Below are 26,169 nucleotides of genomic sequence, written 5' to 3' on the forward strand. Positions count from 1 at the left end.
TACGGGATGCGTTCGCCCCCGCCCTACTGGATCTCCCCGAGAACGCGCAGAACCCGCGCCTCGTCCTCCGCGCTTTGCAACCGCGCCCGGAAGTCCGCGTCCATCAGCTTGCGCGACAGCAGCGCCAGGATGCGCAGGTGCTCGTCACCGGCCGCCGCCTCCGGCACCGATATCAGGAAGACCAGCCTGGCGCGTGTGCCGTCGAGCGAACCCCAGTCAATACCGTCCGCCGACCGTGCGAAGCCGACGACCGGAGCGGTCACCGCGTCCGTCTTGGCGTGCGGGATGGCGATCTCCTCGCCGAGCCCGGTCGTGCCCTGCGCCTCACGGGCCAGCGCCACCCGGACCAGCTCGTCGACGTCCGCCACCTTGCCGGTGCCGGCCAACAGCTCGGCCATCTCGCGGATCGCCGCCTCCTTCTCGTCGGCGACGAGCTGCGTCTTGACGGTGCGCTCGGTGAGGTAGCCGGAGAGCACCTCGACGTCGGGAACCTCATCGCGGTCGGTGCCGTCGCGGCTGACATCGTTGCCACCGCTGACCGCGGCGTCACCGGCCGCGCCATCCGCCTCCCGCGCCGAAGCGGTGGCCTGCGCGGGAACGGAACCCTCCGTAGACGGAACGGAACCCCCCTCCGGCGGAACGGAACCCTCCGCCGCCCGACCGGAACCCCCCACCGACGGAACGGAACCCGCCGCCGGAGGAACGGACACCACCTCCGCGGCCGTACGGGACACCACGCCGGCACCACCAACGGCTCCCGCGCCCACGCCGACCCCGGCCCCGACCGGCTCCGCCCCGGCCCCGACCGGCTCCGCCCCGGCCCCGACCGGCTCCGCCCCGGTCCCCGCCGGCTCCGCCCCCGCCGCCGGGGAGCCCCCGGTGGCGGCGACATCAGCACCCGCATCAGCCCCCACATCGGCACCAGCAGCCGCCGGCACCCCGCCGCTCTTCCGCCGCTCCGCCACATCCACCAGCATCACCGTCGTCAGCGCCGTGACCACCGAGCCGGCCACTACGGCGAGGAAGAACGCCGGCACCCCGCCGACCGCGCCCAGCACCGCCACGATCGGCCCGCCGTGCGGCACCGCGTCCGTCACCGCGGTCATCCCCGCTAGGGCGCCGGCCACCGCGCCACCGAGCATGTTCGCCGGTATGACCTGCGCGGGCCGTGCCGCGGCGAACGGAATCGCGCCCTCCGAGATCCCGAAGAGCCCCATGAACAGCGCCGCCATGCCCGTTTCCCGCTCCTGCTCGGAGTACAGGCGGCGACGGACGAGCGTGGCCAGCCCCTGGCCGAGCGGCATCACCGGGATCGCCGCGGCACACATGCCCATCACGGTCTGGTTGCCGGACGCGATCAGCCCAGCACCGAACAGGAACGCGGTCTTGTTGACCGGACCGCCCATATCGAACGCGATCATGAGGCCGAGGAGGGCGCCGAGCAGAATCGCGCTGGACCCGGTCATCCCGCCGAGCCAGCCGGTGAGATGGGTGAACACCCAGGAGATGGGCCGGCCGATCACGTAGATGAAGAACAGCCCGAGCGCCGTCGTCGCCACGATCGGGATCACGATGATCGGCATGATCGGCCGGGCGAACTTGGGGACCTCGACCTTCTTGATCCACTGCACCAGATACCCGGCCAGGAAGCCGGTGACGATCGCACCGATGAAGCCCGCGCCCGCCTTGGAGTCGTACAGCGAGCCCGTGTTGGCGATCCAGCCGCCGATCATGCCCGGCACCAGCGCGGGCCGGTCGCCGATGGCATACGCGATATAGCCGGACAGGATCGGCACCATCAGCGTGAAGCCGATGACGCCGATGTCATTGACGTGCTTCCAGAACGAACCGTCGGGAATCACCAGACCGCCGTCGGCCTGCGGATGCCCGCCCAGCGCCAGCGAGATCGCGATCAGCAGTCCGCCGACCACCACGAACGGAATCATGTAGCTGACGCCGTTCATCAGCGCCTTGTACCCGACGCTGCGCTCCTTGCCGGCGCCGGCACCCCCGGAAGCCGGAGCCGCGCCGGCTCCCGTACCGGCCCCGGCACCTGGACCGGCCCCGGCACCTTCCGCGCCCCCGTACACCGGCGCGCTCCGCACCCGCTCGATCAGCTGCTCGGGGTGGCGAATGCCCTCGGCGACCCCGACCGCCAGGACCCTCTTGCCGACGAACCGGCTGCGGTCGACGTCTTTGTCCGCGGCGATGATGACGGCGTCCGCGTCCCTGACATCGTTGTCAGACAGTAGATTCTCAGCCCCGATGGAGCCCTGCGTCTCCACCTTGATCTCGTGCCCGAGGGACCGGGCCGCCTGGGCCAGCTTCTCCGCGGCCATGTACGTGTGGGCGATACCGGTCGGGCAGGCGGTCACTGCGAGCAGCTTCAGCCCTTGCCCGCTCGTCCCCGCGCCCTTGAGGGGCTCAGCTGGACTGGTGGTCACGTGGCTCTCCTTATGAACGTGCGCGCGGTCGTGCAAGTGTTCCGCGCTCCAGGCATCCTGCATGACGGCACAGCGCCCGCAAACCCCTCCGACGCCACGGTCCGCGGCAGCCGGGACGCCGGTCGCCGGCCGACCCGGACCCGGGAATCACGGGCCGTCCCCGCGCCCCTCAATGGCCGGGACCACACCGGACCGGCCCCTCCGGGCTGGGGTTCACTGGGCCGATCGGTGTAGATTCGTGACCAGTGCCAGACGTCGCTGCTGATGGCGGTCGGGCGGCCCGCACCGCGGACCGGCCGAGGGAGAGAGGGCCTCCGACGGACTGCGCTGTGGCCAGGGGGAGAGGTGCGTCCGCTTCCGCGTACGCTCGAACTCCCCCAGTGGTAGCTGGGGGGACCCCAGCCCGCGCCGCAGACTGCCCGCCCATCCACCTCGACGCTCGAGGAGCAGCCCGCATGACGACAGCAGCCACCGGCCAGGACTTCAAGGTCGCCGACCTGTCCCTCGCCGCTTTCGGCCGCAAGGAGATCACCCTCGCCGAGCATGAGATGCCCGGTCTGATGGCGATCCGCAAGGAGTACGCCGCCGCCCAGCCGCTGGCCGGTGCCCGCATCACCGGTTCTCTGCACATGACCGTGCAGACCGCGGTCCTGATCGAGACCCTGGCCGCTCTGGGCGCCGAGGTCCGCTGGGCGTCCTGCAACATCTTCTCCACCCAGGACCACGCCGCCGCGGCCATCGCCGTGGGCCCGCACGGCACGCCCGACGCGCCGCAGGGCATCCCGGTCTTCGCCTGGAAGGGCGAGTCCCTGGAGGAGTACTGGTGGTGCACGGAGCAGGCACTGACCTGGCCCAACTCGCCCACCGGCGGCCCGAACATGATCCTCGACGACGGTGGCGACGCCACCCTCCTCGTCCACAAGGGCGTCGAGTACGAGAAGGCCGGCAAGGTCCCCGCGATCGAGACGGCGGAGAGCGACGAGCACCTCGCGGTCCTGGAGCTGCTGACCCGCACGCTGGCGGAGTCCCCGCAGAAGTGGACGAACCTGGCCTCCGAGATCCGCGGTGTGACCGAGGAGACCACCACCGGCGTGCACCGTCTCTACGAGATGCACCGCGACGGTGACCTGCTCTTCCCGGCGATCAACGTGAACGACGCCGTCACCAAGTCGAAGTTCGACAACAAGTACGGCTGCCGCCACTCCCTGATCGACGGCATCAACCGCGCCACCGACGTCCTCATCGGCGGCAAGACCGCCGTGGTCTGCGGCTACGGCGACGTCGGCAAGGGCTGCGCGGAGTCGCTGCGCGGCCAGGGCGCCCGGGTCATCATCACCGAGATCGACCCGATCTGCGCGCTGCAGGCGGCGATGGACGGCTACCAGGTCACCACCCTGGAGGAGGTCGTCGAGACCGCCGACATCTTCGTCACCACGACGGGCAACAAGGACATCATCATGGCGTCGCACATGGCGCGGATGAAGCACCAGGCGATCGTCGGCAACATCGGTCACTTCGACAACGAGATCGACATGGCCGGTCTCGCGAAGCTCGAGGGCATCGTCAAGGACGAGGTCAAGCCGCAGGTGCACACCTGGACCCACCCGGACGGCAAGGTCCTGATCGTGCTGTCCGAGGGCCGTCTGCTCAACCTGGGCAACGCCACCGGTCACCCCTCCTTCGTGATGTCCAACTCGTTCGCGGACCAGACGCTGGCCCAGATCGAGCTGTTCACCAAGCCCGAGGAGTACCCGACCGACGTCTACGTGCTGCCCAAGCACCTCGACGAGAAGGTCGCCCGGCTCCACCTCGACGCGCTCGGCGTCAAGCTCACCGAGCTGCGCCCCGAGCAGGCCGCCTACATCGGCGTCCAGGTCGAGGGCCCGTACAAGCCCGACCACTACCGCTACTGATCCAGCGGCGATCACCGGCCGGTCAGCTCCCCTGACCAGCCGGTGCGCACCCACAGCAGCCGGTGACACCAGGCCCCCGCCCTTCACGGCGGGGGCCTGGCCCATAAGGTCCCCATACAGACCCGCCCTCCCCGACTCACCGGCCCGTCGCCGGCCGAAGGACTGCACCTCATGCCCCGCGGCCACTACTCCCTCCACGACCCGCACGATCACACCCCCCTGGGTGAAGAGCACTTCCACTGCGCCACCGGCCCCTCCGGCTGGCGCTATGTCTCCCAGATCGTCAACCCCTCCGGCGACCACATCGGCTCCGTCGACCTCACCCTCGACGAACTCGGCCGCCCCATCCGCCTCGAACTGCACGCCTCCGCCTGGCAGGTCCGCGGCGCCGCCCTGGACGGCGTCACCTGGGTACGCACCGACCCGACCGGTGAACACGCCACCGAAGGCAACGTCCCGGCCCACGCCTTCACCGGCGCGTCCCCCGCGTTCCTCATCGCCACCGCGCGCTTGCTGCGCCCCGCCCTCGGCGCCGGCGCCGTCCGCACCCGCCTCGTCGCCTTCACACCCCCCGTCCTCGCCCCCCGCACGCTCGACCAGTCCTGGGCCCTGCTGAAAAGCACACCACACGCCACTGACAACGCCCCGCTCATCGCCGACGAATACCAGGTCAACGACTTGGAAACCGGCGAACAGCACACCGTCCACATCGCGGGCGACGTGGTCCTCTCCGCCCCCGGCATCGAACTCGAATCCCTCGAATCCCCACCGTCGACCTTCCCCTGACCCACCCGCTCCGCCGGTCTCACCCCGCACCCGCAACGCCGAGACCGCGCCCCCGCCGGCGGCTGGTCCCCACCTCGGCCCGCAGCGGCGAGTGCCGGGGACTCCACCGTCCCCAGCCTTTCCAGCACGACACCTGGCGGCGGGCACGGTCCGGCCACACCGAGGCCGTACGTACGCCACCGCTGCCCAGCGCTGTACCCGATCAGCTCACTGGCCTCCACCAGGCGCCAGTCCGGACGTGCCGCACTCCTGGAACCCCGACGCGTCACACCGCCCGACACCCGACGCATCGCGCCGATGCCCGGCCCCCAACTGCCACCTGTCGAATGCGGCCACGATCAGCGCAGCGGCCCGCTCTCACTGCAATCACTGCCACAGGGCATTCGCGGACGTCCCACAGCCGCGACACCACCCGGCGGGGTGCCCGCTCCCATCCCGCCTCGCCGCATCCGGCTGCACTGAGCCCTGAGCGCCGCGACCTCACCACACCCCACGGGGCCAGGCCGACCTCACCCCCCCCCGTGGCCAGGACACCGCCCCCTGCGCGCCCACCGCCAACACGGGGCGAAAGCCGGACGGACCTCCCGCCCCGAGCGCAGCACACCCCGCACCGCCCTGCCCCGCCTGTCACCGGCCTCCTCACACCGGCGGCGCAAACCCCGTACGCGGCGGCCGCCCCCCTCCGCCGTCCCCCTGATCACCCGCGCCCTCCCGCACCGGCGCCCCGATGGACGCGGCACCCTCACCACGCATCACCCCGTCACCGGCCGCAGCCCCAGGAGCCCCCACTCCACCCCCAGGCGAAGCCCAAGTCCCGCCCGCCACCGACGCCACATCCCCACTCCCGGATGACACGGCTTCCCCCGGCCCCTCCATGGGCTCAACCGACGACCACGACTCACCGCCCCGACCCCCGCCACCCCCAGCACCGGGCCACCCACCGGGAGCACCCTCTCCCCACCCCACAGACGCCGCCCCGACAACCGCCGACGACGGCCCGGCCGCCCCCGACGCCCCGAACGCCCGCTGCGACTCCCGCGCCTGCCGTTCCCCCGCCACAGCCGCCAGATACGTGGCCGGATGCACCCCCGCGGGCGCCGGCACGCCGGTGAACCCGCGCAAGTCCTCCGCCAGCCGCCCCGCCATCGCCCCGCCGACCTGCGGATCCAGCTGTCCCATCCGCGCCAGGTACTGCCGCACGGTCAGCCACCACCCATCGGGTACCCGCGAAAGATCCAGCGCCCCGAGCTCCGCCACCAGCCACGGAGGTGGTGCCGGCAGCGCCGTCCCGGTCTCCGCCACGGGCATCCGCTCCCGTATGACCAGCGTTCCGGCGAACACATCACCCACCCGACGCCCCCGCGCCGACACCAACGACGCGATGGCCGCCACCACCCCCATCGTCATCACGATCTCGATGGCGCCCATCGCCCCGCGCACCAACGCATGCCGGAACCGGATCGGTCCGCCGTCCTCCCGTACGACCCGCAGTCCGCAGATCACCTTTCCCAGCGACCGGCCCTGGCTCAGCGTCTCGACGATGATCGGAATCCCGACCTGCACCAGCACGAACGCCGCCACCGACACGGCCGCCATCGCCGCACTGTCCATCGATGAAGTCGCGCTCACCAGCATCAGCGAGATGCCGATGTAAGTCACCCAGGCCACGGCCACATCGACCGCCACCGCCAGCCCCCGGCTCGGCAGCCTGGCCGGCCGCAGCCCGAGCACCACCGCTTCACCCGTGACGAGTTCCTTCACGCCGCGCCCCACTCCCTCTCGATCCCCGAAGTCCCGCCCACCCCACGCGGGACACGGCCAGTCTGCCAAGCTGACCCGGCACTCACCCACGGCGCTGCGAGGAGCGACACCCTATGGACCTCGATGTCTTCGTCACGGCCCACGGCGCCGAATGGGACCGCCTCGAAACACTGGTGCGCCGCAAACGCCACCTCACAGGAGCCGAGGCCGACGAACTGGTCGCCCTCTACCAACGCACCACCACCCACCTCTCCCTCCTCCTCTCCAGCGCTCCCGACCCCGCGCTGACCAGCCGCCTCACGTCCCTGGTGGCCCGCGCCCGCAGTACGGTCACCGGTGCTCGCAAGGCCTCCTGGCGCGACACCGCCCGCTTCTTCACCACGGCCTTCCCGGCAGCCGTCTACCGCCTGCGCCACTGGTGGATTCCCACCGCGATCCTCTCCACCGCGGTCGCCGCCCTCATCGGCTGGTGGATAGCCGCCCACCCCGAGGTCCAGGCAGCCATCGGCGCCCCGGAGGACCTCCGCGACATGACCCGCCCCGGTGGCCAGTACGAGACCTACTACTCAAGCCACCCCGCCGCCTCCTTCGCCGCCCAGGTATGGACGAACAATGCCCAGGCCGTCGCTCTGTGCCTTGTCCTCGGCGCCTTCGCCGGCCTCCCCGTCCTGTGGATCCTCTTCCAGAACATGCTCAACCTGGGCGTCGGCATCGGCCTGATGTCCTCGGCGGGCCGCCTCGACACTTTCCTCGGCCTGATCCTTCCGCACGGCCTCCTCGAACTGACCGCCGTCTTTGTCGCCGCCGGCATCGGCCTCCGCCTGGGCTGGACCCTCATCGACCCCGGCCCGCGCACCCGCCGTACGGCCCTCGCCGAGGAAGGGCGCTCCGCCCTGGGAGTCGCCATCGGACTCGCCGCCGTCCTCTTCATATCCGGCGCCCTCGAAGGCTTCGTCACCCCTTCCGGCCTCCCCACCTGGGCCCGCATCGGCATCGGCATAGCCGCCGAACTGGCCTTCCTCCTGTACGTCTATGTCCTGGGCGGCCGTGCCGTACGCGCCGGAGCCACCGGCGACGTCGACCTCTCCGACCGTGACGCCGCGCTGCCGATCGCCGCGTGATGTGCATCGGGCCCTGCTGACCTGCTAATCTCCTCTTCGCCCCAGAAACCCGTTGACACGGGTAGCAGGGGGAGGTAGATTTGAACGGTTGCAACGAACTGGACAAGTTCATCCGCGACGGTTAGTCTCTTCTCCGCTTCGGCCGGAATTTCCATTCGGCGAAGCGCAACCGACCACTTACCGGAAGCCCCGGCCGATCAATTCGGTGGAATCTCTTCTGATAAAGTCGGAAAAGCCAAAAGGCAAACCCCCTCCGACGGGGAATCGGAAACGAATTCGGACCGGCAACGGACCGAAACGGATCTGCTAGAGTCGGAAAGGCCGAAAAGCGAAAGCGAAGCGGCCGACCCCGCTCCAACAGGGGCCAGAGACGGAAACGGATCTGGTAAGGTTGGAAACGCGAAGAAGCCGAAAGGCGGAAACGCGTCGGCGAAAATCGGGCCCGCAAGGATCTGATAGAGTCGGAAACGCAAGACCGAAGGGAAGCGCCCGGAGATCCTGGTGAAACAGGAACAAAGGAAGCGTCCGTTCCTTGAGAACTCAACAGCGTGCCAAAAGTCAACGCCAGATATGTTGATACCCCGTCTACCGGAAACACTTCCGGCGGATGAGGTTCCTTTGAAAGTCCACCACGGCCCATGCGGTCGGGGTGGCACACACAGCGAGGACGCTGCGAACTGCTGGACTTATTCCGTCCGGTGGTTCCGCTCTCGTGTGTGTTGACCCGATTACGGGTAAACATTCACGGAGAGTTTGATCCTGGCTCAGGACGAACGCTGGCGGCGTGCTTAACACATGCAAGTCGAACGATGAACCTCCTTCGGGAGGGGATTAGTGGCGAACGGGTGAGTAACACGTGGGCAATCTGCCCTTCACTCTGGGACAAGCCCTGGAAACGGGGTCTAATACCGGATACGACTACCGACCGCATGGTCTGGTGGTGGAAAGCTCCGGCGGTGAAGGATGAGCCCGCGGCCTATCAGCTTGTTGGTGGGGTGATGGCCTACCAAGGCGACGACGGGTAGCCGGCCTGAGAGGGCGACCGGCCACACTGGGACTGAGACACGGCCCAGACTCCTACGGGAGGCAGCAGTGGGGAATATTGCACAATGGGCGAAAGCCTGATGCAGCGACGCCGCGTGAGGGATGACGGCCTTCGGGTTGTAAACCTCTTTCAGCAGGGAAGAAGCGAAAGTGACGGTACCTGCAGAAGAAGCGCCGGCTAACTACGTGCCAGCAGCCGCGGTAATACGTAGGGCGCAAGCGTTGTCCGGAATTATTGGGCGTAAAGAGCTCGTAGGCGGCTTGTCACGTCGGATGTGAAAGCCCGGGGCTTAACCCCGGGTCTGCATTCGATACGGGCAGGCTAGAGTTCGGTAGGGGAGATCGGAATTCCTGGTGTAGCGGTGAAATGCGCAGATATCAGGAGGAACACCGGTGGCGAAGGCGGATCTCTGGGCCGATACTGACGCTGAGGAGCGAAAGCGTGGGGAGCGAACAGGATTAGATACCCTGGTAGTCCACGCCGTAAACGTTGGGAACTAGGTGTGGGCGACATTCCACGTCGTCCGTGCCGCAGCTAACGCATTAAGTTCCCCGCCTGGGGAGTACGGCCGCAAGGCTAAAACTCAAAGGAATTGACGGGGGCCCGCACAAGCAGCGGAGCATGTGGCTTAATTCGACGCAACGCGAAGAACCTTACCAAGGCTTGACATACACCGGAAAACCCTGGAGACAGGGTCCCCCTTGTGGTCGGTGTACAGGTGGTGCATGGCTGTCGTCAGCTCGTGTCGTGAGATGTTGGGTTAAGTCCCGCAACGAGCGCAACCCTTGTTCTGTGTTGCCAGCATGCCCTTCGGGGTGATGGGGACTCACAGGAGACTGCCGGGGTCAACTCGGAGGAAGGTGGGGACGACGTCAAGTCATCATGCCCCTTATGTCTTGGGCTGCACACGTGCTACAATGGCCGGTACAATGAGCTGCGATACCGCGAGGTGGAGCGAATCTCAAAAAGCCGGTCTCAGTTCGGATTGGGGTCTGCAACTCGACCCCATGAAGTCGGAGTTGCTAGTAATCGCAGATCAGCATTGCTGCGGTGAATACGTTCCCGGGCCTTGTACACACCGCCCGTCACGTCACGAAAGTCGGTAACACCCGAAGCCGGTGGCCCAACCCCTTGTGGGAGGGAATCGTCGAAGGTGGGACTGGCGATTGGGACGAAGTCGTAACAAGGTAGCCGTACCGGAAGGTGCGGCTGGATCACCTCCTTTCTAAGGAGCATCTAGGCAGCCGCAAGGTTGTCCAGAGCCACTACGTCGGCAAATGTTCGACGGTGGTTAGCTCATGGGTGGAACGTTGACTATTCGGCACGGTCGGTTGGGATCATTAGTACTGCTTCGGCGTGGAACGTGAGTCTTCAACTGGTCGGGCCGGGCGCGCTGTTGAGTATCTGAGGGTACGGACTTGAGTCTGGACCTTCGCGATGCCGGCCCCGGTGAAGCATCTGATTGCAGGTGTGTGACGGGTGGCTGGTCGTTGCTTGAGAACTGCACAGTGGACGCGAGCATCTGTGGCCAAGTTTTTAAGGGCGCACGGTGGATGCCTTGGCACCAGGAACCGATGAAGGACGTGGGAGGCCACGATAGGCCCCGGGGAGCTGTCAACCGAGCTTTGATCCGGGGGTGTCCGAATGGGGAAACCCGGCAGTCGTCATGGGCTGTCACCCGCTGCTGAACACATAGGCAGTGTGGAGGGAACGCGGGGAAGTGAAACATCTCAGTACCCGCAGGAAGAGAAAACAACCGTGATTCCGGGAGTAGTGGCGAGCGAAACCGGATGAGGCCAAACCAGTCACGTGTGATACCCGGCAGGGGTTGCGTGGTTGGGGTTGTGGGATCTCTTTTCTGCAGTCTGCCGGCTGTGGGACGAGTCAGAAACCGTTGGTGTAGGCGAAGGACATGCGAAAGGTCCGGCGTAGAGGGTAAGACCCCCGTAGCTGAAACATCAACGGCTCGTTTAAGAGACACCCAAGTAGCACGGGGCCCGAGAAATCCCGTGTGAATCTGGCGGGACCACCCGTTAAGCCTAAATATTCCCTGGTGACCGATAGCGGATAGTACCGTGAGGGAATGGTGAAAAGTACCGCGGGAGCGGAGTGAAATAGTACCTGAAACCGTGTGCCTACAAGCCGTGGGAGCGTCGCTGTATGTGCTTGCACATGCAGTCGTGACTGCGTGCCTTTTGAAGAATGAGCCTGCGAGTTTGCGGTATGTTGCGAGGTTAACCCGTGTGGGGAAGCCGTAGCGAAAGCGAGTCCGAATAGGGCGTTGAGTAGCGTGCCCAAGACCCGAAGCGGAGTGATCTAGCCATGGGCAGGTTGAAGCGGAGGTAAGACTTCGTGGAGGACCGAACCCACCAGGGTTGAAAACCTGGGGGATGACCTGTGGTTAGGGGTGAAAGGCCAATCAAACTCCGTGATAGCTGGTTCTCCCCGAAATGCATTTAGGTGCAGCGTCGTGTGTTTCTTGCCGGAGGTAGAGCACTGGATAGGCGATGGGCCCTACCGGGTTACTGACCTTAGCCAAACTCCGAATGCCGGTAAGTGAGAGCGCGGCAGTGAGACTGTGGGGGATAAGCTCCATGGTCGAGAGGGAAACAGCCCAGAGCATCGACTAAGGCCCCTAAGCGTGTGCTAAGTGGGAAAGGATGTGGAGTCGCAGAGACAACCAGGAGGTTGGCTTAGAAGCAGCCATCCTTGAAAGAGTGCGTAATAGCTCACTGGTCAAGTGATTCCGCGCCGACAATGTAGCGGGGCTCAAGCACACCGCCGAAGTCGTGTCATTGCAGCATGAGGGCTAACGCCCGCTGTGATGGGTAGGGGAGCGTCGTGTGCCGGGTGAAGCAGCCGTGGAAACGAGTTGTGGACGGTTCACGAGTGAGAATGCAGGCATGAGTAGCGATACACACGTGGGAAACGTGTGCGCCGATTGACTAAGGGTTCCTGGGTCAAGCTGATCTGCCCAGGGTAAGTCGGGACCTAAGGCGAGGCCGACAGGCGTAGTCGATGGACAACCGGTTGATATTCCGGTACCCGCTTTGAAACGCCCAATATCGAATCCATTAATGCTAAGGCCGTGAAGCCGGCCTGGAGTCTTCGGACAAAGGGACGTGGTGGAGCCGCCGATCCAAGGTGGTAGTAGGTAAGCGATGGGGTGACGCAGGAAGGTAGTCCAGCCCGGGCGGTGGTTGTCCCGGGGTAAGGGTGTAGGCCGTGTGGTAGGTAAATCCGTCACACGTTAAGGCTGAGACCTGATGCCGAGCCGATTGTGGTGAAGTGGATGATCCTATGCTGTCGAGAAAAGCCTCTAGCGAGTTTCATGGCGGCCCGTACCCTAAACCGACTCAGGTGGTCAGGTAGAGAATACCGAGGCGTTCGGGTGAACTATGGTTAAGGAACTCGGCAAAATGCCCCCGTAACTTCGGGAGAAGGGGGGCCATTGCTGGTGATCCGATTTACTCGGTGAGCTGGTGGTGGCCGCAGAGACCAGCGAGAAGCGACTGTTTACTAAAAACACAGGTCCGTGCGAAGCCGTAAGGCGATGTATACGGACTGACGCCTGCCCGGTGCTGGAACGTTAAGGGGACCGGTTAGTCAACTTTCGGGTTGGCGAAGCTGAGAACTTAAGCGCCAGTAAACGGCGGTGGTAACTATAACCATCCTAAGGTAGCGAAATTCCTTGTCGGGTAAGTTCCGACCTGCACGAATGGCGTAACGACTTCTCGACTGTCTCAACCATAGGCCCGGTGAAATTGCATTACGAGTAAAGATGCTCGTTTCGCGCAGCAGGACGGAAAGACCCCGGGACCTTTACTATAGCTTGATATTGGTGTTCGGTTCGGCTTGTGTAGGATAGGTGGGAGACTTTGAAGCGGCCACGCCAGTGGTTGTGGAGTCATTGTTGAAATACCACTCTGGTCGTGCTGGATGTCTAACCTGGGTCCGTGATCCGGATCAGGGACAGTGTCTGGTGGGTAGTTTAACTGGGGCGGTTGCCTCCTAAAGAGTAACGGAGGCGCCCAAAGGTTCCCTCAGCCTGGTTGGCAATCAGGTGTTGAGTGTAAGTGCACAAGGGAGCTTGACTGTGAGACTGACGGGTCGAGCAGGTACGAAAGTAGGGACTAGTGATCCGGCGGTGGCTTGTGGAAGCGCCGTCGCTCAACGGATAAAAGGTACCCCGGGGATAACAGGCTGATCTTCCCCAAGAGTCCATATCGACGGGATGGTTTGGCACCTCGATGTCGGCTCGTCGCATCCTGGGGCTGGAGTCGGTCCCAAGGGTTGGGCTGTTCGCCCATTAAAGCGGTACGCGAGCTGGGTTTAGAACGTCGTGAGACAGTTCGGTCCCTATCCGCTGTGCGCGTAGGAGTCTTGAGAAGGGCTGTCCCTAGTACGAGAGGACCGGGACGGACGAACCTCTGGTGTGCCAGTTGTCCTGCCAAGGGCATGGCTGGTTGGCTACGTTCGGAAAGGATAACCGCTGAAAGCATCTAAGCGGGAAGCCTGCTTCGAGATGAGGACTCCCACCCCCTTTGAGGGGTTAAGGCTCCCAGTAGACGACTGGGTTGATAGGCCAGATATGGAAGCCTGGTAACGGGTGGAGTTGACTGGTACTAATAGGCCGAGGGCTTGTCCTCAGTTGCTCGCGTCCACTGTGTAGGTTCTGAAGTAACGACCTGTGATTGTGCCGGGTTGGTTAACTTCATAGTGTTTCGGTGGTCATTGCGTTAGGGAAACGCCCGGTTACATTCCGAACCCGGAAGCTAAGCCTTTCAGCGCCGATGGTACTGCAGGGGGGACCCTGTGGGAGAGTAGGACGCCGCCGAACAAATTTTGAAAATGCCTTGTTCTCCGAGTTTCGACTCGGGGAACAAGGCATTTTTGCGTTGTAGGGGTGTAGGTATTTCCGCCGGCCGACGGGCGGGCATCGAGGCGGGGGTGCCCTGTGGGCCGGTGCTGACCTGGCTTGGTACGTGGAGTGCCGGGTGAGCCTCGCATGAGCCCTTACCGGTGCGTGACTTTCCTTTACTAGTGTGCTTGCCAGTGTCTGCACGGGGCTTTGAGGTGTTGGACGCCCAAGTAGCGCCGCCTCCCCGGCTGGGTGAGCAGCTCCCCTGTATGCCACGTGTCGGCGGAGGTATTTGCAGGCGCCGCCTGGGCTAGGGGCGAGGGAGAAGGGGCGGTCTTACAGGCGGCCGGTGGACTTCAGGGTCAGGTAGGCGTCGGCCAGGTCGGGGGCCAGGCGGGTCGGGGTGGAGTCGATGACGGTGATGCCGTGGTGGCGGAGGCGGTCTGCGGTGCGGCGGCGGGCGGCGCGGGTCTGTTCCGCGGCGGCGGCTGCGTAGACGGCCTGAGGTGAGTCGCGGCCGACGGCCATTTCCTCGATGCGGGGGTCGGCCACGGCCGCGACGATGAGCTCGTTGCGTCGGGTGAGGCCAGGGAGGACGGGCAGGAGGGCTTCCTCCACGGGGGCCGCGTCCAGGCCGGTGAAGAGGACGATCAGGGACCGGCGCGGGGTGCGGCGGTGGATGGTGGCAGCCAGGCCGCGGGCGTCCGCCTCGACCAGTTCGGATTCGAGGGGGGCCAGGGCTTTGGTCAAGGCCGGGAGGAGATCGCGGGCCGTGCGGCCTTGGACCGAGGCGCGTACGCGGCGATCGTAGGCGAGCAGATCCACACGGTCACCGGCGCGGGCGGCAAGGGCGCCGAGCAGCAGGGCGGCGTCCATGGAGGCGTCGAGGCGGGGGATGTCGCCGACGCGGCCGGCCGAGGTACGGCCGGTTTCCAGGACGAGCAGGATGCGGCGGTCGCGTTCAGGGCGCCAGGTGCGGACTGCGAGGTTCTGCCGGCGGGCGGTGGCGCGCCAGTCGATGGAGCGGGTGTCGTCACCGGGGGTGTAGTCGCGGAGGCTGTCGAACTCCGTGCCTTCGCCGCGGGTCAGGATGCTGGTGCGGCCGTCGAGTTCGCGGAGCCGGGCGAGCTTGGCGGGCAGGTGTTTGCGGCTGGTGAAGGGCGGAAGCACGCGTAGCGTCCATGGGACGTGTTGGCTTCCTTGCCGGGCTGCCAGGCCGAGCGGACCGTAGGAGCGGACGGTGACGCGGACCGCGTGGTGGTCACCGCGGCGGGTGGGGTGGAGCGTGGTGGTGAGGCGGCGGCGTTCGGCGGCCGGGATGCGAAGGGTGTGGCGGGACGCGGCGATGTCCGAACCGGGCTGGAAGGTGCTCGGAGGCCAGGCATCACGGATCTGGGCGCGCAGGGTGCGGCGGCTCGGATTGGTGAGGGTGAGGTGCGTGTGGGCTTCACCTGTTAGTCGAACGGTTGTGTCACCGGTTCGGGTGAAATGGAGCTTTCGCACTGGCGCGGCGAGTGCGAGATCGCACAAAATTGCTATCAGCAGGGCGAGCTGGACGGTGAGGATGCCGAGCCAGCTGGGCAGCACGAAGCCGACGAAGAGGGCTCCGCATGCGCAGATGAGGGCGATGCGTCCGGTGAGGGCCACGGTGTCGTCTCAGCGGGGGACGGGGAGATGAGCGAGTACGGCGTTGATCACGGAGTCTGCAGTGACTCCCTCCATCTCCGCTTCGGGGCGGAGCTGGACGCGATGTCGGAGCGTTGGAAGAGCAAGGGCCTTGACGTCGTCGGGGGTGACATAGTCGCGGCCGGTGAGCCAGGCCCAGGCTCGTGACGTGGAGAGCAGAGCGGTGGCGCCTCGGGGAGAGACGCCGAGAGAGAGCGAGGGGGATTCGCGGGTGGCACGGCAGATATCGACGATATAGCCGGTGACTTCGGGGGAGACTGCGGTCTTGGCGACCGCGGCTCGCGCAGCGTCGAGGTCAGCGGTGGAGGCGACAGGGCGCAGCCCTGCGGCACTGAGGTCGCGGGGGCTGAAGCCGTCCGCGTGCCGGGTGAGGATGTCTATCTCGTCGTGACGGGCGGGGAGTGGCACCGTCAGCTTCAGTAGGAACCGGTCGAGTTGGGCCTCGGGGAGCGGGTAAGTGCCCTCGTACTCCACGGGGTTCTGTGTGGCGGCTACCAGGAACGGCTCGGGGAGGGGGCGAGCTGTGCCGTCGACGGTCACCTGACGCTCTTCCATCGCTTCGAGCAGCGACGCCTGGGTTTTGGGAGGCGTGCGGTTGATCTCGTCGGCGAGCAGGAGGTTGGTGAAGACGGGGCCCGGCTGGAAGGAGAACTCGGCGCTGCGGGCGTCGTAGACCAGCGAGCCGGTGACATCGCTCGGCATCAGGTCAGGGGTGAACTGGACGCGCTTGGTGTCGAGTTCGAGAGCGGCCGACAGGGCGCGAACGAGCAGGGTTTTGGCGACGCCGGGAGCGCCTTCGAGGAGCACATGACCGCGGCAGAGCAGTGCGACGACCAGGCCGGTGACGGCGGGGTCCTGGCCTACAACGGCCTTGGCTATCTCGGTGCGCAGGTCCTCCAGGGAGGCTCGGGCGCTGTCAGCGGTCGGGGTGCTCACGGGGGGCGTGCCTCTCTTGGGAAACGATCGAGGATTCGAGTGCGTCGAGTTGGTCGGCCAGGTGGACCAAGGCCTTGTCGTCCGCGGGTGCCGGGCCGAAGAGCAGGGCATGGAGGTCTGCGTCGACGCCGGGGGCGGTGGTCAAGTGGGCGTGAAGGGCCGGGAGAAGGATGTCGGGAGTGTGGGCGTGGGCCGGGGACACACCGATGAGGGGGGCGAGTCGAGTGCGGGCTGCGGAGCGCAGCACGGATGAAGCCCGGTCGCGGGCGTTGGTCTGCTCGTAGAGGCGGGCGTGGCCCTCGGTGGTTTCGGCGGCCGGGACGGTGACGGGGAGCTTTTCCGGCACCAGCGGGCCGAGGCGACGGGCGCGCCACAGGGCCGCGAGGGCGGCGGCAAAGGTGAGTTGGAGCAGGGCCCAGTACCAGCCGGAAGGGACGAGATCGAGGAAGCCGCGCTGGTTGTCCTGAGCGGAGGACGGGTCGCTGATGGAGGGGAGGTACCAGACCAGATGCTTGTGCGTACCGAGGAGTTGAAGGGCCAGCGAGGCGTTGCCGTGCTCGGCGAGGTGGTGGTTGTAGAGGAAATCGGGGGAGCCGAGGAGCACGGTGTCGCGGCCGGTGCGGGAGGCCGGCAGGCGCAGCAGGGTGGGACGGCCGCCGCTGAGGTAGCAACGATCGGTTCCGCCGGCGGCAGTTGTGTAACTGAGGCCGCCCAGGAGGGCGTTCCCCGCGCGTCGGGCCTCCGGCAGGGAACAGGCGGGCCTGCGGGCCGAGATATCGGCCGGGGAATCCCTCCGGACGCCGGGGGCGAAGGTTTCGAGGGACGAGGAGTCAGGGGCGAGGAGAACGGTGCGGCCGGGGGTGTGGGCGGTCGCGGTGTGCAGGCCCGTCAGCTGATCTTGCGTCAGCATCTCGGGGTTGGTGACGAGGAGTGTGGTGTGGGGACCGGCCGCGGCGGCGGCTTCCTCGGAGGTGGTCACGACCTGGGTGGAGATGTCGTGAGAGGCCAGGAGTTGGGCGATGGCCCGGCTTCCGGTCCGGTCGGAGGACCGGGGGTCGAGCCGCCCGTGCTGTTCGCCGGACTGCAGAGCCGCGATCGCCACACCGCTGATGACGAGCAGGAGGAGCGCGAGCAGCGGTCCGCGGGACCGGGTCCACAGGCTGCGAACGGTGGGAGGGAGCGCGGAGGTGTCCGGGGCGGCCGTGGTCATCCGCGGCTCCTGGTCGGTGTCGTGGCCAGGTCGGGCTTGGCGTGTTGCAGGTCGGTGTCGAGGCTGGTCAGGAGGGCGTACGCCCGTTCCGTGCCGGGGCGGCCGCCGTATGTGACGTCGTCGAAGGTGCGTGCCGCGGTACGCAGCCGGTCGGCGTACGCGGGCAGTGTCCAACCCGCTTCGGTGGCCGCCTCGTCGGCGGTGCGGCCCGGTCCGGGGGTGAGCAGTGTCCGCTCTTCGAGGGCGAGGACGATGGCGCGCATGCGGTCCTGGATCGCCTGGTTCCAGTGGCCCTCTGCGGCGTGCCGGTCGGCGGTGGCGCGGTGTTCGGCGGCGGTGCGGGGGGTGTCGGAGAAGAGCGCACCGCTCGTGGTCGGAGTGCGGCGCACCGCGCCGAGTCGCAGCCGGAGGGCGACCACGAGCAGCAGGACGAATGCGGCGATGGCGAGAAGCCCGATCCAGCCACCCGGTGTGGCGCCCGAGGCCGCGTGGAAGAGGTCGTTGACGCGTTCCCAGAGCCAATCGAGGGCACGCTGGATCGGGTTGGGGTCGTGCTGGTGGTACCGAGGGTCGGACAGCTCGCGCTCGGCCGCCTCTCGGGCGGGGACGCGTGGAGTCCGCACCGGTATGTCGTCGTCGGGGCGCGCCATGAGTCGTGCGAGCGTGGCCCCGTTCCCCCCTGTGGTCACCGCATCAGCTTCCCGGTGTGGCGTTGTCCGGGTGTTGCCCGGGGCCGTCGGCGGGGGTGGACTTGGCTGGGGCTTCCGAGGCTTCCGAGGCTTCCGAGGCTTCCGGGGCTTCCGGGGCTTCCGGGGCGGCCGCGGTGCCTGGCTCGGTGGCGTCCGCGCTGGTGCCGCCCGTCTTGGAGCCGTCTGCCTCGGTGCTGTCCGTGGCGGAACTGTCGGCCGGCATCCCGTCTGCGGGTGTGCCGGCGGCGGCCGGCGCGGCTGTTGGTGCGTGGCCCTCGGCCGGGGCCGTGGCTGCGGGAGCGGAGGGCGCCGGGTGCGCGGTGGGGGCGTCGGCGCCGTAGCCGGGGAGGCCTGCGGCGCGGGCGAGTTCGAGGTCGAGTGCCTCGCGGCGGATGCGCTGGTCCATGTACAGGAGCGCGGTGACGCTGGCGCTGATCGGGAAGGTGATGGTGGAGCTGATGACGGCTCCGACGCCCAGCACGATCAGGAACGACCAGCCGGTGGAGCTGCTGGTGCCGTTCGCCCAGTCCATGAGGTTCTCGCCACCGATGAGGAAGGCGACGAGGGTGGCCGGGATCTGGATGATGAACTCGACGATGCCGATCAGGAGGTAGGTGAGGAGCTGTGTGCCCAGCACTCGCCACCAGGCGCCCCGTACGAGCTTCGCGGAGCGGCGCATCGCGGCGATGACGCCCTGCTTCTCCAGCATCAGCGCGGGGGAGGCGAGGCTGTAGCGGACCCACAGCCAGATGGTCACGACGGTGGCGGCCATCCCGCCGAACAGGGCGAGGAGCAGTCCCGCCTTGGGCATGCCCGTGGCGACGAGGATGATGCCGGGCGCCACACCGACCGTGACGATGGCCGTGATGAGCAGGGGGAGCAGTACGAGCAGGCCGAGCAGGCGCGGGAGCTGGGGACGCGCATCGCGCCAGGCTTCCCCGGGGGTCACCGAGCGGCCCAGGACGGCCCGGCTCACGACCATGGTGAGCAGCCCCGTGGCGATGATGGTGGCGAGCAGCCCGATCACGGAGGTGATGCCGGTGGCGGCGAGCGAATTGCCCATCTCACGCATGGTTTCGCGGAGCGGCGGGATGTTTTCGCTCGACAGCGAGGGGGCGCGGTCGGCGCCCTGGAACCACAGACCGGTGACCACGGTGACGGCGGTCTGCGAGACCACCGCGACGATCAGCGAGATGCCGAGGACGGTGCGCCAGTGGGCGCGCATGGTCGCGACCGCGCCGTCGAGTATCTCGCCGACGGCGAGCGGGCGCAGCGGGATGACGCCGGGCTTGGCGGCCTGTGGCGTCGGGGCCCAGGCGCCGCCCCAGGGGGGCTGATTGCCGGGGCCCGGAGCACCGCCCCAGCCGGGCCCGCCGTAGCCGGGCGATGTGGCACGGGTGCGGTCGCCGGCCGTGTTCTGGTCAGGCCGTCCGTGCGGGCCGCGGCTCTGGCCGGGGATACCGGCGGGGGCCGACCACTGGCCGGCGGGTGGCTGCTCCTTGGACCAGTTCGGTGGGGACGGCTGTCCGGCAGGGCCGGTCTGGTCTGCCTGGGTGGGCTGCTCCTGGGTGCCGCGGGCCGGCTCGTCGGAGGGAGTGGATCCGGGCGAGGCCCAGCCCGGAGAGTTGTTCATCGTCGCTCCTTCTTGCTGCCCGTCCGCCGGGGCGGCCGGGGTCCGGGGTCCGCGGTGGCAGTCATCGTGTCATGGCCACCGGCGTTGTGTACCGGTGCCCGGAGGACGAGGGGACCTTCTGTTCGAGGGCCGGTCGGCGGCAGACTGAAGGAATGGGCGATCAGTACGAGGTATCCGAGGTGGGCGCCGGGGCGCTCACGATTCCGTCGTTGCGCTGGGAGGAGCCGCCCGAGGGGCCCGTAGTGGTCCTCCTTGATCAGACGCGGCTGCCGGCGGAGGAGGTCGAGCTGGTCTGCACGGACGTTCCGGCGCTGGTGCAGGCGATCCGGACGCTGGCCGTGCGTGGGGCGCCGCTGCTGGGCATCGCGGGCGCGTACGGCGTTGCGCTGGCTGCGGCACGCGGCTTTGACGTGGAGGAGGCGGTGGAGGCGCTGGCACAGGCCCGGCCGACCGCGGTCAATCTCGGGTACGGGGTGCGGCGGGCGGCTGCCGCGTACCGTGCGGCGTTCGGTGAGGACGGTGCTCAGGCCGCCGCGGCCGCGGCGCTGGCCGAGGCGCGGGCCGTGCACGCCGAGGACATCGAGGCCAGTGCCCGGATGGCGGAGGACGGGCTGGCGCTTCTGGGCGAGCTGCTGCCTGGCGGCGGTCACCGGATCCTCACGCACTGCAATACGGGTGCCTTGGTGTCCGGGGGCGAGGGCACCGCCCTGGCGGTGGCGCTGGCGGCGCACCGGGCCGGTGAGCTGCGCAGGCTGTGGGTGGACGAGACACGGCCGCTGTTGCAAGGGGCGCGACTGACCGCCTATGAGGCGGCGCGGGCGGGTATGGCGTACACGGTGCTCTCGGACGGGGCGGCGGGGTCGCTGTTCGCCGGGGGCGAGGTGGATGCGGTGCTGATCGGAGCGGACCGGATCGCGGCGGACGGGTCGGTGGCCAACAAGGTCGGCAGCTATCCGCTGGCGGTGCTGGCGCGCTACCACCACGTTCCGTTCGTGGTGGTGGCACCGACCAGCACGGTGGATCTGGAGACCGAGGAGGGGGCGGATATCGAAGTGGAGCAGCGTCCGGGCCAGGAAGTGACGGAGTTCTCGTTGCCGTTTGTGCAGGGGCCCGGGGCGGAGGCCGGCACCGGCATACCAGTGGCGCCGCTGGGCGCACAGGCCTACAACCCGGCCTTCGACGTCACTCCGCCGGAGCTGGTGACGGCGATCGTCACGGAGGCCGGAGTGGTGTCTCCGGTGACCCGGGACGGGCTGGCAGAGGTGTGTTCCACGTCACGATGGAGTAAGTCACGATCAGGTAATGGGATGATGGCCGAATGAAGGGACGCGTCCTGGTCGTCGACGACGACACCGCACTGGCAGAGATGCTCGGCATCGTGCTGCGTGGCGAAGGTTTTGAACCGTCGTTCGTGTCGGACGGTGACAAGGCCCTTGCGGCCTTCCGCGAGACAAAGCCCGATCTTGTGCTGCTCGACCTGATGCTGCCCGGACGGGACGGCATCGAGGTCTGCCGGCTGATCCGTGCCGAGTCCGGGGTGCCGATCGTCATGCTGACCGCCAAGAGCGACACGGTGGATGTGGTGGTCGGGCTCGAGTCGGGCGCGGACGACTACATCGTCAAGCCGTTCAAGCCCAAGGAGCTGGTGGCCCGGATCCGGGCGCGGCTGCGGCGTTCGGAGGAGCCCACGCCCGAGCAGCTGGCGATCGGTGACCTGGTCATCGATGTGGCGGGCCACTCGGTGAAGCGGGACGGGCAGTCGATCGCGCTGACCCCGCTGGAGTTCGATCTGCTGGTGGCGCTGGCGCGCAAGCCGTGGCAGGTGTTCACGCGTGAGGTGCTGCTCGAGCAGGTCTGGGGCTATCGGCACGCCGCCGACACCCGGCTGGTCAATGTCCATGTGCAGCGGCTGCGCTCCAAGGTCGAGAGGGACCCGGAGCGGCCGGAGATCGTGGTGACCGTGCGCGGGGTCGGCTACAAGGCCGGGCCCAGCTGAGATGATCCGGGACGGTTCGACCCCGGAGGGAAAGCGGGGGCGTACCGTCGGCCCGGCGGGTGATATGTCCTTTTCGGGCAGGTTGTCCGCTTGGTTGCTGCGCGGTGGGCAGCTGCTGCCCGACGGCGCGGTGAGCGGGCCGGTCCACCCCCTGCTGCGGCTCTTCAGCCGCTGGGTGCGGCGGCCGCTGCTGCCCGCCCTGCGGCTGTGGCGGCGCAATATCCAGCTGCGCGTGGTGGCGACCACGCTGCTGATGTCGCTCGCCGTGGTGCTGCTGCTCGGTGTCGTGGTCGTCGGGCAGGTCCGTAACGGCCTGCTCACGGCCAAGGACCGGGCCGCGCAGAGTCAGGCTGTGGGCGGCTTCAGCGTCGCCCAGAAGATGGCCGACGGCGCCGACGACACCCGGCCCGACGAAGGCGCCCGCACCGGAAACCGCGGCTCCCAGGACTCCGCGACCTGGCTGACCGGCCTGGTGGAACAGCTCGCCAGCGGTGGCCAGGGCGTCTTCTCCGTCGTGGCGCTCAGCTCCGACTCGGACGAACCGTTCGGCGACTCCAGTCCCGGCACCCGCGGGCCGCGCGCCTCGGGCGATGTCGATCCCGAGCGGAGTGTGCCCGCCGATCTGCGGCGGAAGCTGGACACCAAAGCCGGGACGTTCCGCCAGTTCACCCAGATCAAGCGCATCGGGTCGGACGACGGTGTGTCGGCGCTCATCATCGGCAAGCGGCTCAACGATGTGAACAGCAATCAGTACCAGCTCTACTACCTCTTCCCGTTCACCCAGGAAGAGGAGTCGCTCAAGCTGGTGACGGGGACCCTCGCGACCGCCGGGGTGTTCGTCGTGATCCTGCTCGGCGCGATCGCCTGGCTGGTGGTCCGGCAGGTCGTCACGCCCGTACGGATGGCCGCGGGGATCTCCGAGCGGCTGGCCGCCGGCCTGCTCCAGGAGCGGATGAAGGTCACCGGCGAGGACGACATCGCCCGGCTCGGTGAGTCCTTCAACAAGATGGCGCAGAACCTCCAGGTCAAGATCCAGCAGCTGGAGGAGCTGTCCCGGATGCAGCGCCGCTTCGTCTCGGACGTCTCGCACGAGCTGCGTACGCCGCTGACGACCGTACGGATGGCGGCCGATGTCATCCATGACGCGCGGGATGAGTTCGATCCCGCCACCGCGCGCTCCGCCGAGCTTCTGCGCGGCCAGCTCGACCGCTTCGAATCACTGCTCGCGGAGCTGCTGGAGATCAGCCGGTTCGACGCCGGCGCGGCCGCCCTGGAGGCCGAGCCGGTCGATCTGCGCGACGTGGTGCACCGCGTCATCGAGGGGGCCGAGCCGCTCGCCGACCGCAAGGGCACCCGGATCGTGGTGCGCGGCGCCGAGCAGCCCGTCATTGCCGAGGCAGACCCCCGCCGGGTGGAGCGGGTGCTGCGCAATCTCGTCGTCAACGCCGTCGAGCACGGTGAGGGCCGCGATGTGGTGGTGCGGCTGGCGTCCGCGGGAGGCCGCAGCGGCGGCGCGGTGGCCGTCGCGGTGCGTGACTACGGCGTCGGCCTCAAGCCCGGCGAGGCCACCCGGGTCTTCAACCGCTTCTGGCGCGCGGACCCGGCCCGGGCCCGTACGACCGGCGGTACCGGACTCGGCCTGTCCATCGCCGTCGAGGACGCCCGGCTGCACGGCGGCTGGCTGCAGGCCTGGGGCGAGCCGGGCGGCGGCTCGCAGTTCCGGCTGACGCTGCCGCGTACGGCCGGCGAGACCCTGCGCGGGTCCCCGATACCCCTGGAGCCGGAGGACTCGCGGCGCCACCGCGGACTGGACGAGGCGGGGCAGCCGCGTACCGGATCGGGCCACAAGGCGTCCACGATCCCGGTGCAGACGCGCGCCGCACAGGCGGGCGACTCGACCTCACCCGTACCGGAGCCGAAGGTGGCCCGCCCGGAGGCCGATCCGACGGCGCTGCCCGGCAGCGGCGCCCGTGTGGTGCCGCAGAGCGGGGGCGCACGGAGCGAAGCGGCAGCGCGCGACGAAGGCGCGCGCATCGACGAGCCGGCCCGCGAGGGCGGGGCCGAGCAGGAAGCCGGACAGGGCGTGGAGCGGGAAGGCGGGCTGCGTGGACACTGAGCGCGGAGGCGAGCACGGGGAGGGGGCCGGGTCCCCTCCCCGCGCCCGCAGGGGAGCCGGGCCGGCGCGGAAGTTTCTGCTGCTCGGCTGTGCGGCGGTGCTGCTGGCGGGCTGCGCGTCGATGCCGGACGGCGGGGAAGTCACCTCGGTCGACCAGTCGCCGCGCTCCGAAGGTGAGTCGCAGGTGCGGGTCTACGGCGTACCCCCGCAGGACGGTGCGCAGCCCACCAACATCGTGCGCAGCTTCCTCGACGCGACGACCAGCGACGAGGCGGATTTCCGTACGGCCACCCAGTATCTGGCCAAGTCGGCGAAGCGGACCTGGCGGCCGTTCCAGGCCACCAATGTGCTCCAGGAGCGCCCGAAGGCCGAGCCGAAGCTGCAGCCCAACCGCGAGGACGCCAACGGCTACACGGTCACGCTCTCCGGCAGCCAGGTGGCAACGGTGGACGACAGCCACGCCTACACCCCGGAGGAGAAGCCCTACCGCCGGACGATCCACCTCATCAAGGAGGGGGGACAGTGGCGTATCGACCGGCTGCCCAACGGGCTGGTGCTCGGGCTCTCCGACTTCCAGCGCATCTACCGCTCGGTCAACAAGTACTACTTCGCGTCCTACAACTCGGAGTCGCAGGAGCCGAAGGCGAACCGGAACGCGCTCGTCGCCGACCCGGTCTATCTGCGGCAGCGGATAAAGCCGATCACGGCCAGTGTGGAAGCCCTGCTGTCCGGGCCCACCGACTGGCTGAACCAGGTGACGACTTCGGCGTTCCCGTCCGGCACCCGGCTCGCCGCAAGTGATCTGGCGCTGGACGACTCCAACGCGCTGCACGTCAAGCTCAGCAAGCAGGCGGTGAGCACGGACACCGCCCAGTGCAAGCGGATGGCGGCTCAGCTCTTCTTCACCGTCCAGGACATGACACAGGCTTCGAAGGTCAGCGAGGTGGAGCTCCAGGACGACAGCGACAACTCGCTGTGTGCGCTGTCCCAGGAGCAGGCCGAGCGCGACTTCGCCCTGTCACCGGGCACCGGGCGGGCCGCCAACGAGTACTTCATCGACGCCGGCCACAAGGTCGTCGCCATGTCGGACTCCGCGACCGAACCGACGCCGGTGCGCGGGCCGTTCGGAACGGGCCACACCCCGTTGCGTTCGATCGCCATCTCGCACGGTGAGGACACCGCGGCTGGGGTGTCGAGCAACGGACGGTCGCTGTATGTGGCCGCCATGGAGGACGACATCAAACGTGGCGAGCCGCTGCTGACCAGCACCGGCCCGGCCAACGATGCCGACAGCGGGCTGACCGCGCCGAGCTGGGACGGCCTGGGCGACCTGTGGATCGCGGACCGCCATGCGCACAGTTCGCGGCTGCTGCGGATGCGCGAGGGCAAGGGCGACCCCGAAGAGGTGGCGGTGCCCGGCCTCGGCGGGCGGCGGATCAAGGCGATCAAGGTGGCCGCGGACGGGATCCGGATCGCGGTCCTGGTGGAGGACAAGGGGCGTACGACGCTCCAGCTCGGACGGGTCGAGCGGACCGGAAGTTCGGCGCATCCGGTGCTGTCGGTGCAGGAACTGCGGCCGATCGCACCACAGTTGGAGGACGTGGTGGCCGCTTCCTGGGCGGGCGGCAGCCGGCTGGTGGTGGTCGGACGGGAGTCCGGCGGCGTGCAGCAGATGCAGTTCATGGAGACCGACGGTTCGGCGTCCAATGCGAAGACGCTGCCCGGCGTCAACGGTGTCAAGGCGGTGGCCGCCTCGGAGGACGACGCCAGGCCGCTGATCGCCGACGCCACGGAGGGCATCGTGCGGCTGCCCCTGGACTCGAACTGGAAGACCGTGGCGAAGGACGGGACGGCGCCGGTCTATCCCGGGTGACGCAGGTGACGCGGGTGGCGGCGCGGGCACCGGCACAACGCTGACCACCTGCGCCGCCCCGCCCTGGGCCGGGGAGGCGGCGGGCCCGGCTGCCTGCCG

At 68.0% G+C, this 26,169-nt stretch carries 14 protein-coding genes and 3 rRNA genes; 10 read left to right on the plus strand and 7 right to left on the minus strand.

The genetic code is table 11. From position 1 onward, the window contains the following. Positions 1 to 23 precede the first annotated feature (23 nt). The gene (locus tag SLV14N_RS24860; RefSeq protein WP_263271138.1) at positions 24 to 2,444 is read right to left on the minus strand and encodes a fructose-specific PTS transporter subunit EIIC; all 2,421 of its coding nucleotides are present in this window, start codon (positions 2,442 to 2,444) and stop codon (positions 24 to 26) included. A gap of 455 nt (positions 2,445 to 2,899) precedes the next feature. Between SLV14N_RS24860 and ahcY the strand changes: the two genes are divergently transcribed. Both ahcY and SLV14N_RS24870 read left to right on the plus strand, forming a co-directional pair. Beyond that, positions 2,900 to 4,357 carry an adenosylhomocysteinase gene (ahcY, locus tag SLV14N_RS24865; RefSeq protein WP_263271139.1) on the plus strand — a complete coding sequence of 486 codons (1,458 nt, stop codon included), beginning with the start codon at positions 2,900 to 2,902 and terminating at the stop codon, positions 4,355 to 4,357. 171 nt (positions 4,358 to 4,528) lie between these two features. Then, positions 4,529 to 5,143, plus strand: coding sequence for a hypothetical protein (locus SLV14N_RS24870; protein ID WP_208683723.1), 615 nt, complete (start codon positions 4,529 to 4,531; stop codon positions 5,141 to 5,143). A 639-nt stretch (positions 5,144 to 5,782) separates the two neighbouring features. Here the strand turns inward: SLV14N_RS24870 and SLV14N_RS24875 are convergent. Then, positions 5,783 to 6,904: an RDD family protein gene (locus tag SLV14N_RS24875; RefSeq protein ID WP_263271140.1), complete on the minus strand. Its 1,122-nt coding sequence runs from the start codon at positions 6,902 to 6,904 to the stop codon at positions 5,783 to 5,785. 113 nt (positions 6,905 to 7,017) lie between these two features. On the opposite strand from SLV14N_RS24875, the gene SLV14N_RS24880 reads away from it, so the two are divergent. From SLV14N_RS24880 to rrf, 4 genes are all read left to right on the plus strand, one after another. Beyond that, positions 7,018 to 8,025 carry a stage II sporulation protein M gene (locus SLV14N_RS24880; RefSeq protein WP_263271141.1) on the plus strand — a complete coding sequence of 336 codons (1,008 nt, stop codon included), beginning with the start codon at positions 7,018 to 7,020 and terminating at the stop codon, positions 8,023 to 8,025. 741 nt (positions 8,026 to 8,766) lie between these two features. Then, a 16S ribosomal RNA gene (locus SLV14N_RS24885) occupies positions 8,767 to 10,295 on the plus strand. Positions 10,296 to 10,596: 301 nt separating this feature from the next. Next, positions 10,597 to 13,719: ribosomal RNA gene (locus SLV14N_RS24890) — 23S ribosomal RNA — on the plus strand. A gap of 74 nt (positions 13,720 to 13,793) precedes the next feature. After that, positions 13,794 to 13,910: ribosomal RNA gene (gene rrf / locus SLV14N_RS24895) — 5S ribosomal RNA — on the plus strand. Together the 16S, 23S and 5S rRNA genes form the textbook arrangement of a ribosomal RNA operon. A gap of 357 nt (positions 13,911 to 14,267) precedes the next feature. On the opposite strand, the gene SLV14N_RS24900 is transcribed toward rrf, so the two are convergent. From SLV14N_RS24900 to SLV14N_RS24920, 5 genes are read right to left on the minus strand one after another with little or no spacing between them, the layout of a single operon-like run. After that, entirely contained in the window at positions 14,268 to 15,578 is a 1,311-nt protein-coding gene (locus SLV14N_RS24900) for a DUF58 domain-containing protein (RefSeq protein WP_263271142.1), read from the minus strand. A 9-nt stretch (positions 15,579 to 15,587) separates the two neighbouring features. Further along, on the minus strand, positions 15,588 to 16,553 hold the full coding sequence (locus tag SLV14N_RS24905; RefSeq protein WP_208683730.1) for a MoxR family ATPase: 966 nt from the start codon (positions 16,551 to 16,553) through the stop codon (positions 15,588 to 15,590). Then, a complete protein-coding gene (locus SLV14N_RS24910) occupies positions 16,534 to 17,763 on the minus strand; it encodes a DUF4350 domain-containing protein (RefSeq protein WP_263271143.1) in 1,230 nt (409 codons plus the stop codon). The genes SLV14N_RS24905 and SLV14N_RS24910 overlap by 20 nt, the downstream gene beginning before the upstream one ends. Beyond that, a complete protein-coding gene (locus tag SLV14N_RS24915) occupies positions 17,760 to 18,413 on the minus strand; it encodes a DUF4129 domain-containing protein (RefSeq protein ID WP_272578018.1) in 654 nt (217 codons plus the stop codon). The genes SLV14N_RS24910 and SLV14N_RS24915 overlap by 4 nt, the downstream gene beginning before the upstream one ends. 43 nt (positions 18,414 to 18,456) lie before the next feature. After that, the gene (locus SLV14N_RS24920) at positions 18,457 to 20,085 is read right to left on the minus strand and encodes a hypothetical protein (protein ID WP_263271145.1); all 1,629 of its coding nucleotides are present in this window, start codon (positions 20,083 to 20,085) and stop codon (positions 18,457 to 18,459) included. A 152-nt stretch (positions 20,086 to 20,237) separates the two neighbouring features. On the opposite strand from SLV14N_RS24920, the gene mtnA reads away from it, so the two are divergent. The 4 genes from mtnA (at position 20,238) to SLV14N_RS24940 (ending at position 26,070) form a co-directional block, all read left to right on the plus strand. Beyond that, positions 20,238 to 21,407 (plus strand): S-methyl-5-thioribose-1-phosphate isomerase, encoded by a 1,170-nt coding sequence (gene mtnA / locus SLV14N_RS24925; protein ID WP_208683737.1) that lies wholly within the window; start codon positions 20,238 to 20,240, stop codon positions 21,405 to 21,407. Continuing rightward, on the plus strand, positions 21,404 to 22,081 hold the full coding sequence (mtrA, locus tag SLV14N_RS24930; RefSeq protein WP_006605255.1) for a two-component system response regulator MtrA: 678 nt from the start codon (positions 21,404 to 21,406) through the stop codon (positions 22,079 to 22,081). The genes mtnA and mtrA overlap by 4 nt, the downstream gene beginning before the upstream one ends. A gap of 94 nt (positions 22,082 to 22,175) precedes the next feature. Next, the gene (mtrB, locus tag SLV14N_RS24935) at positions 22,176 to 24,197 is read left to right on the plus strand and encodes an MtrAB system histidine kinase MtrB (RefSeq protein WP_263271146.1); all 2,022 of its coding nucleotides are present in this window, start codon (positions 22,176 to 22,178) and stop codon (positions 24,195 to 24,197) included. Beyond that, positions 24,187 to 26,070: an LpqB family beta-propeller domain-containing protein gene (locus tag SLV14N_RS24940; protein ID WP_263271147.1), complete on the plus strand. Its 1,884-nt coding sequence runs from the start codon at positions 24,187 to 24,189 to the stop codon at positions 26,068 to 26,070. The genes mtrB and SLV14N_RS24940 overlap by 11 nt, the downstream gene beginning before the upstream one ends. The last annotated feature ends 99 nt before the right edge of the window (positions 26,071 to 26,169 follow it).

It is taken from the genome of Streptomyces sp. Je 1-4 4N24 (assembly GCF_026239515.1).
Taxonomy (GTDB): Bacteria; Actinomycetota; Actinomycetes; order Streptomycetales; family Streptomycetaceae; genus Streptomyces; species Streptomyces nigrescens.

What these genes read in the sequence shown, in the direction of transcription:
- ahcY (WP_263271139.1), top strand. Translation starts at nt 2,900, where the DNA reads ATGACGACAGCAGCCACCGGCCAGGACTTCAAGGTCGCCGACCTGTCC.
- SLV14N_RS24870 (WP_208683723.1), top strand. Translation starts at nt 4,529, where the DNA reads ATGCCCCGCGGCCACTACTCCCTCCACGACCCGCACGATCACACCCCC.
- SLV14N_RS24880 (WP_263271141.1), top strand. Translation starts at nt 7,018, where the DNA reads ATGGACCTCGATGTCTTCGTCACGGCCCACGGCGCCGAATGGGACCGC.
- SLV14N_RS24910 (WP_263271143.1), bottom strand. Translation starts at nt 17,763, where the DNA reads ATGACCACGGCCGCCCCGGACACCTCCGCGCTCCCTCCCACCGTTCGC.
- SLV14N_RS24915 (WP_272578018.1), bottom strand. Translation starts at nt 18,413, where the DNA reads ATGGCGCGCCCCGACGACGACATACCGGTGCGGACTCCACGCGTCCCC.
- SLV14N_RS24920 (WP_263271145.1), bottom strand. Translation starts at nt 20,085, where the DNA reads ATGAACAACTCTCCGGGCTGGGCCTCGCCCGGATCCACTCCCTCCGAC.
- mtnA (WP_208683737.1), top strand. Translation starts at nt 20,238, where the DNA reads ATGGGCGATCAGTACGAGGTATCCGAGGTGGGCGCCGGGGCGCTCACG.
- mtrA (WP_006605255.1), top strand. Translation starts at nt 21,404, where the DNA reads ATGAAGGGACGCGTCCTGGTCGTCGACGACGACACCGCACTGGCAGAG.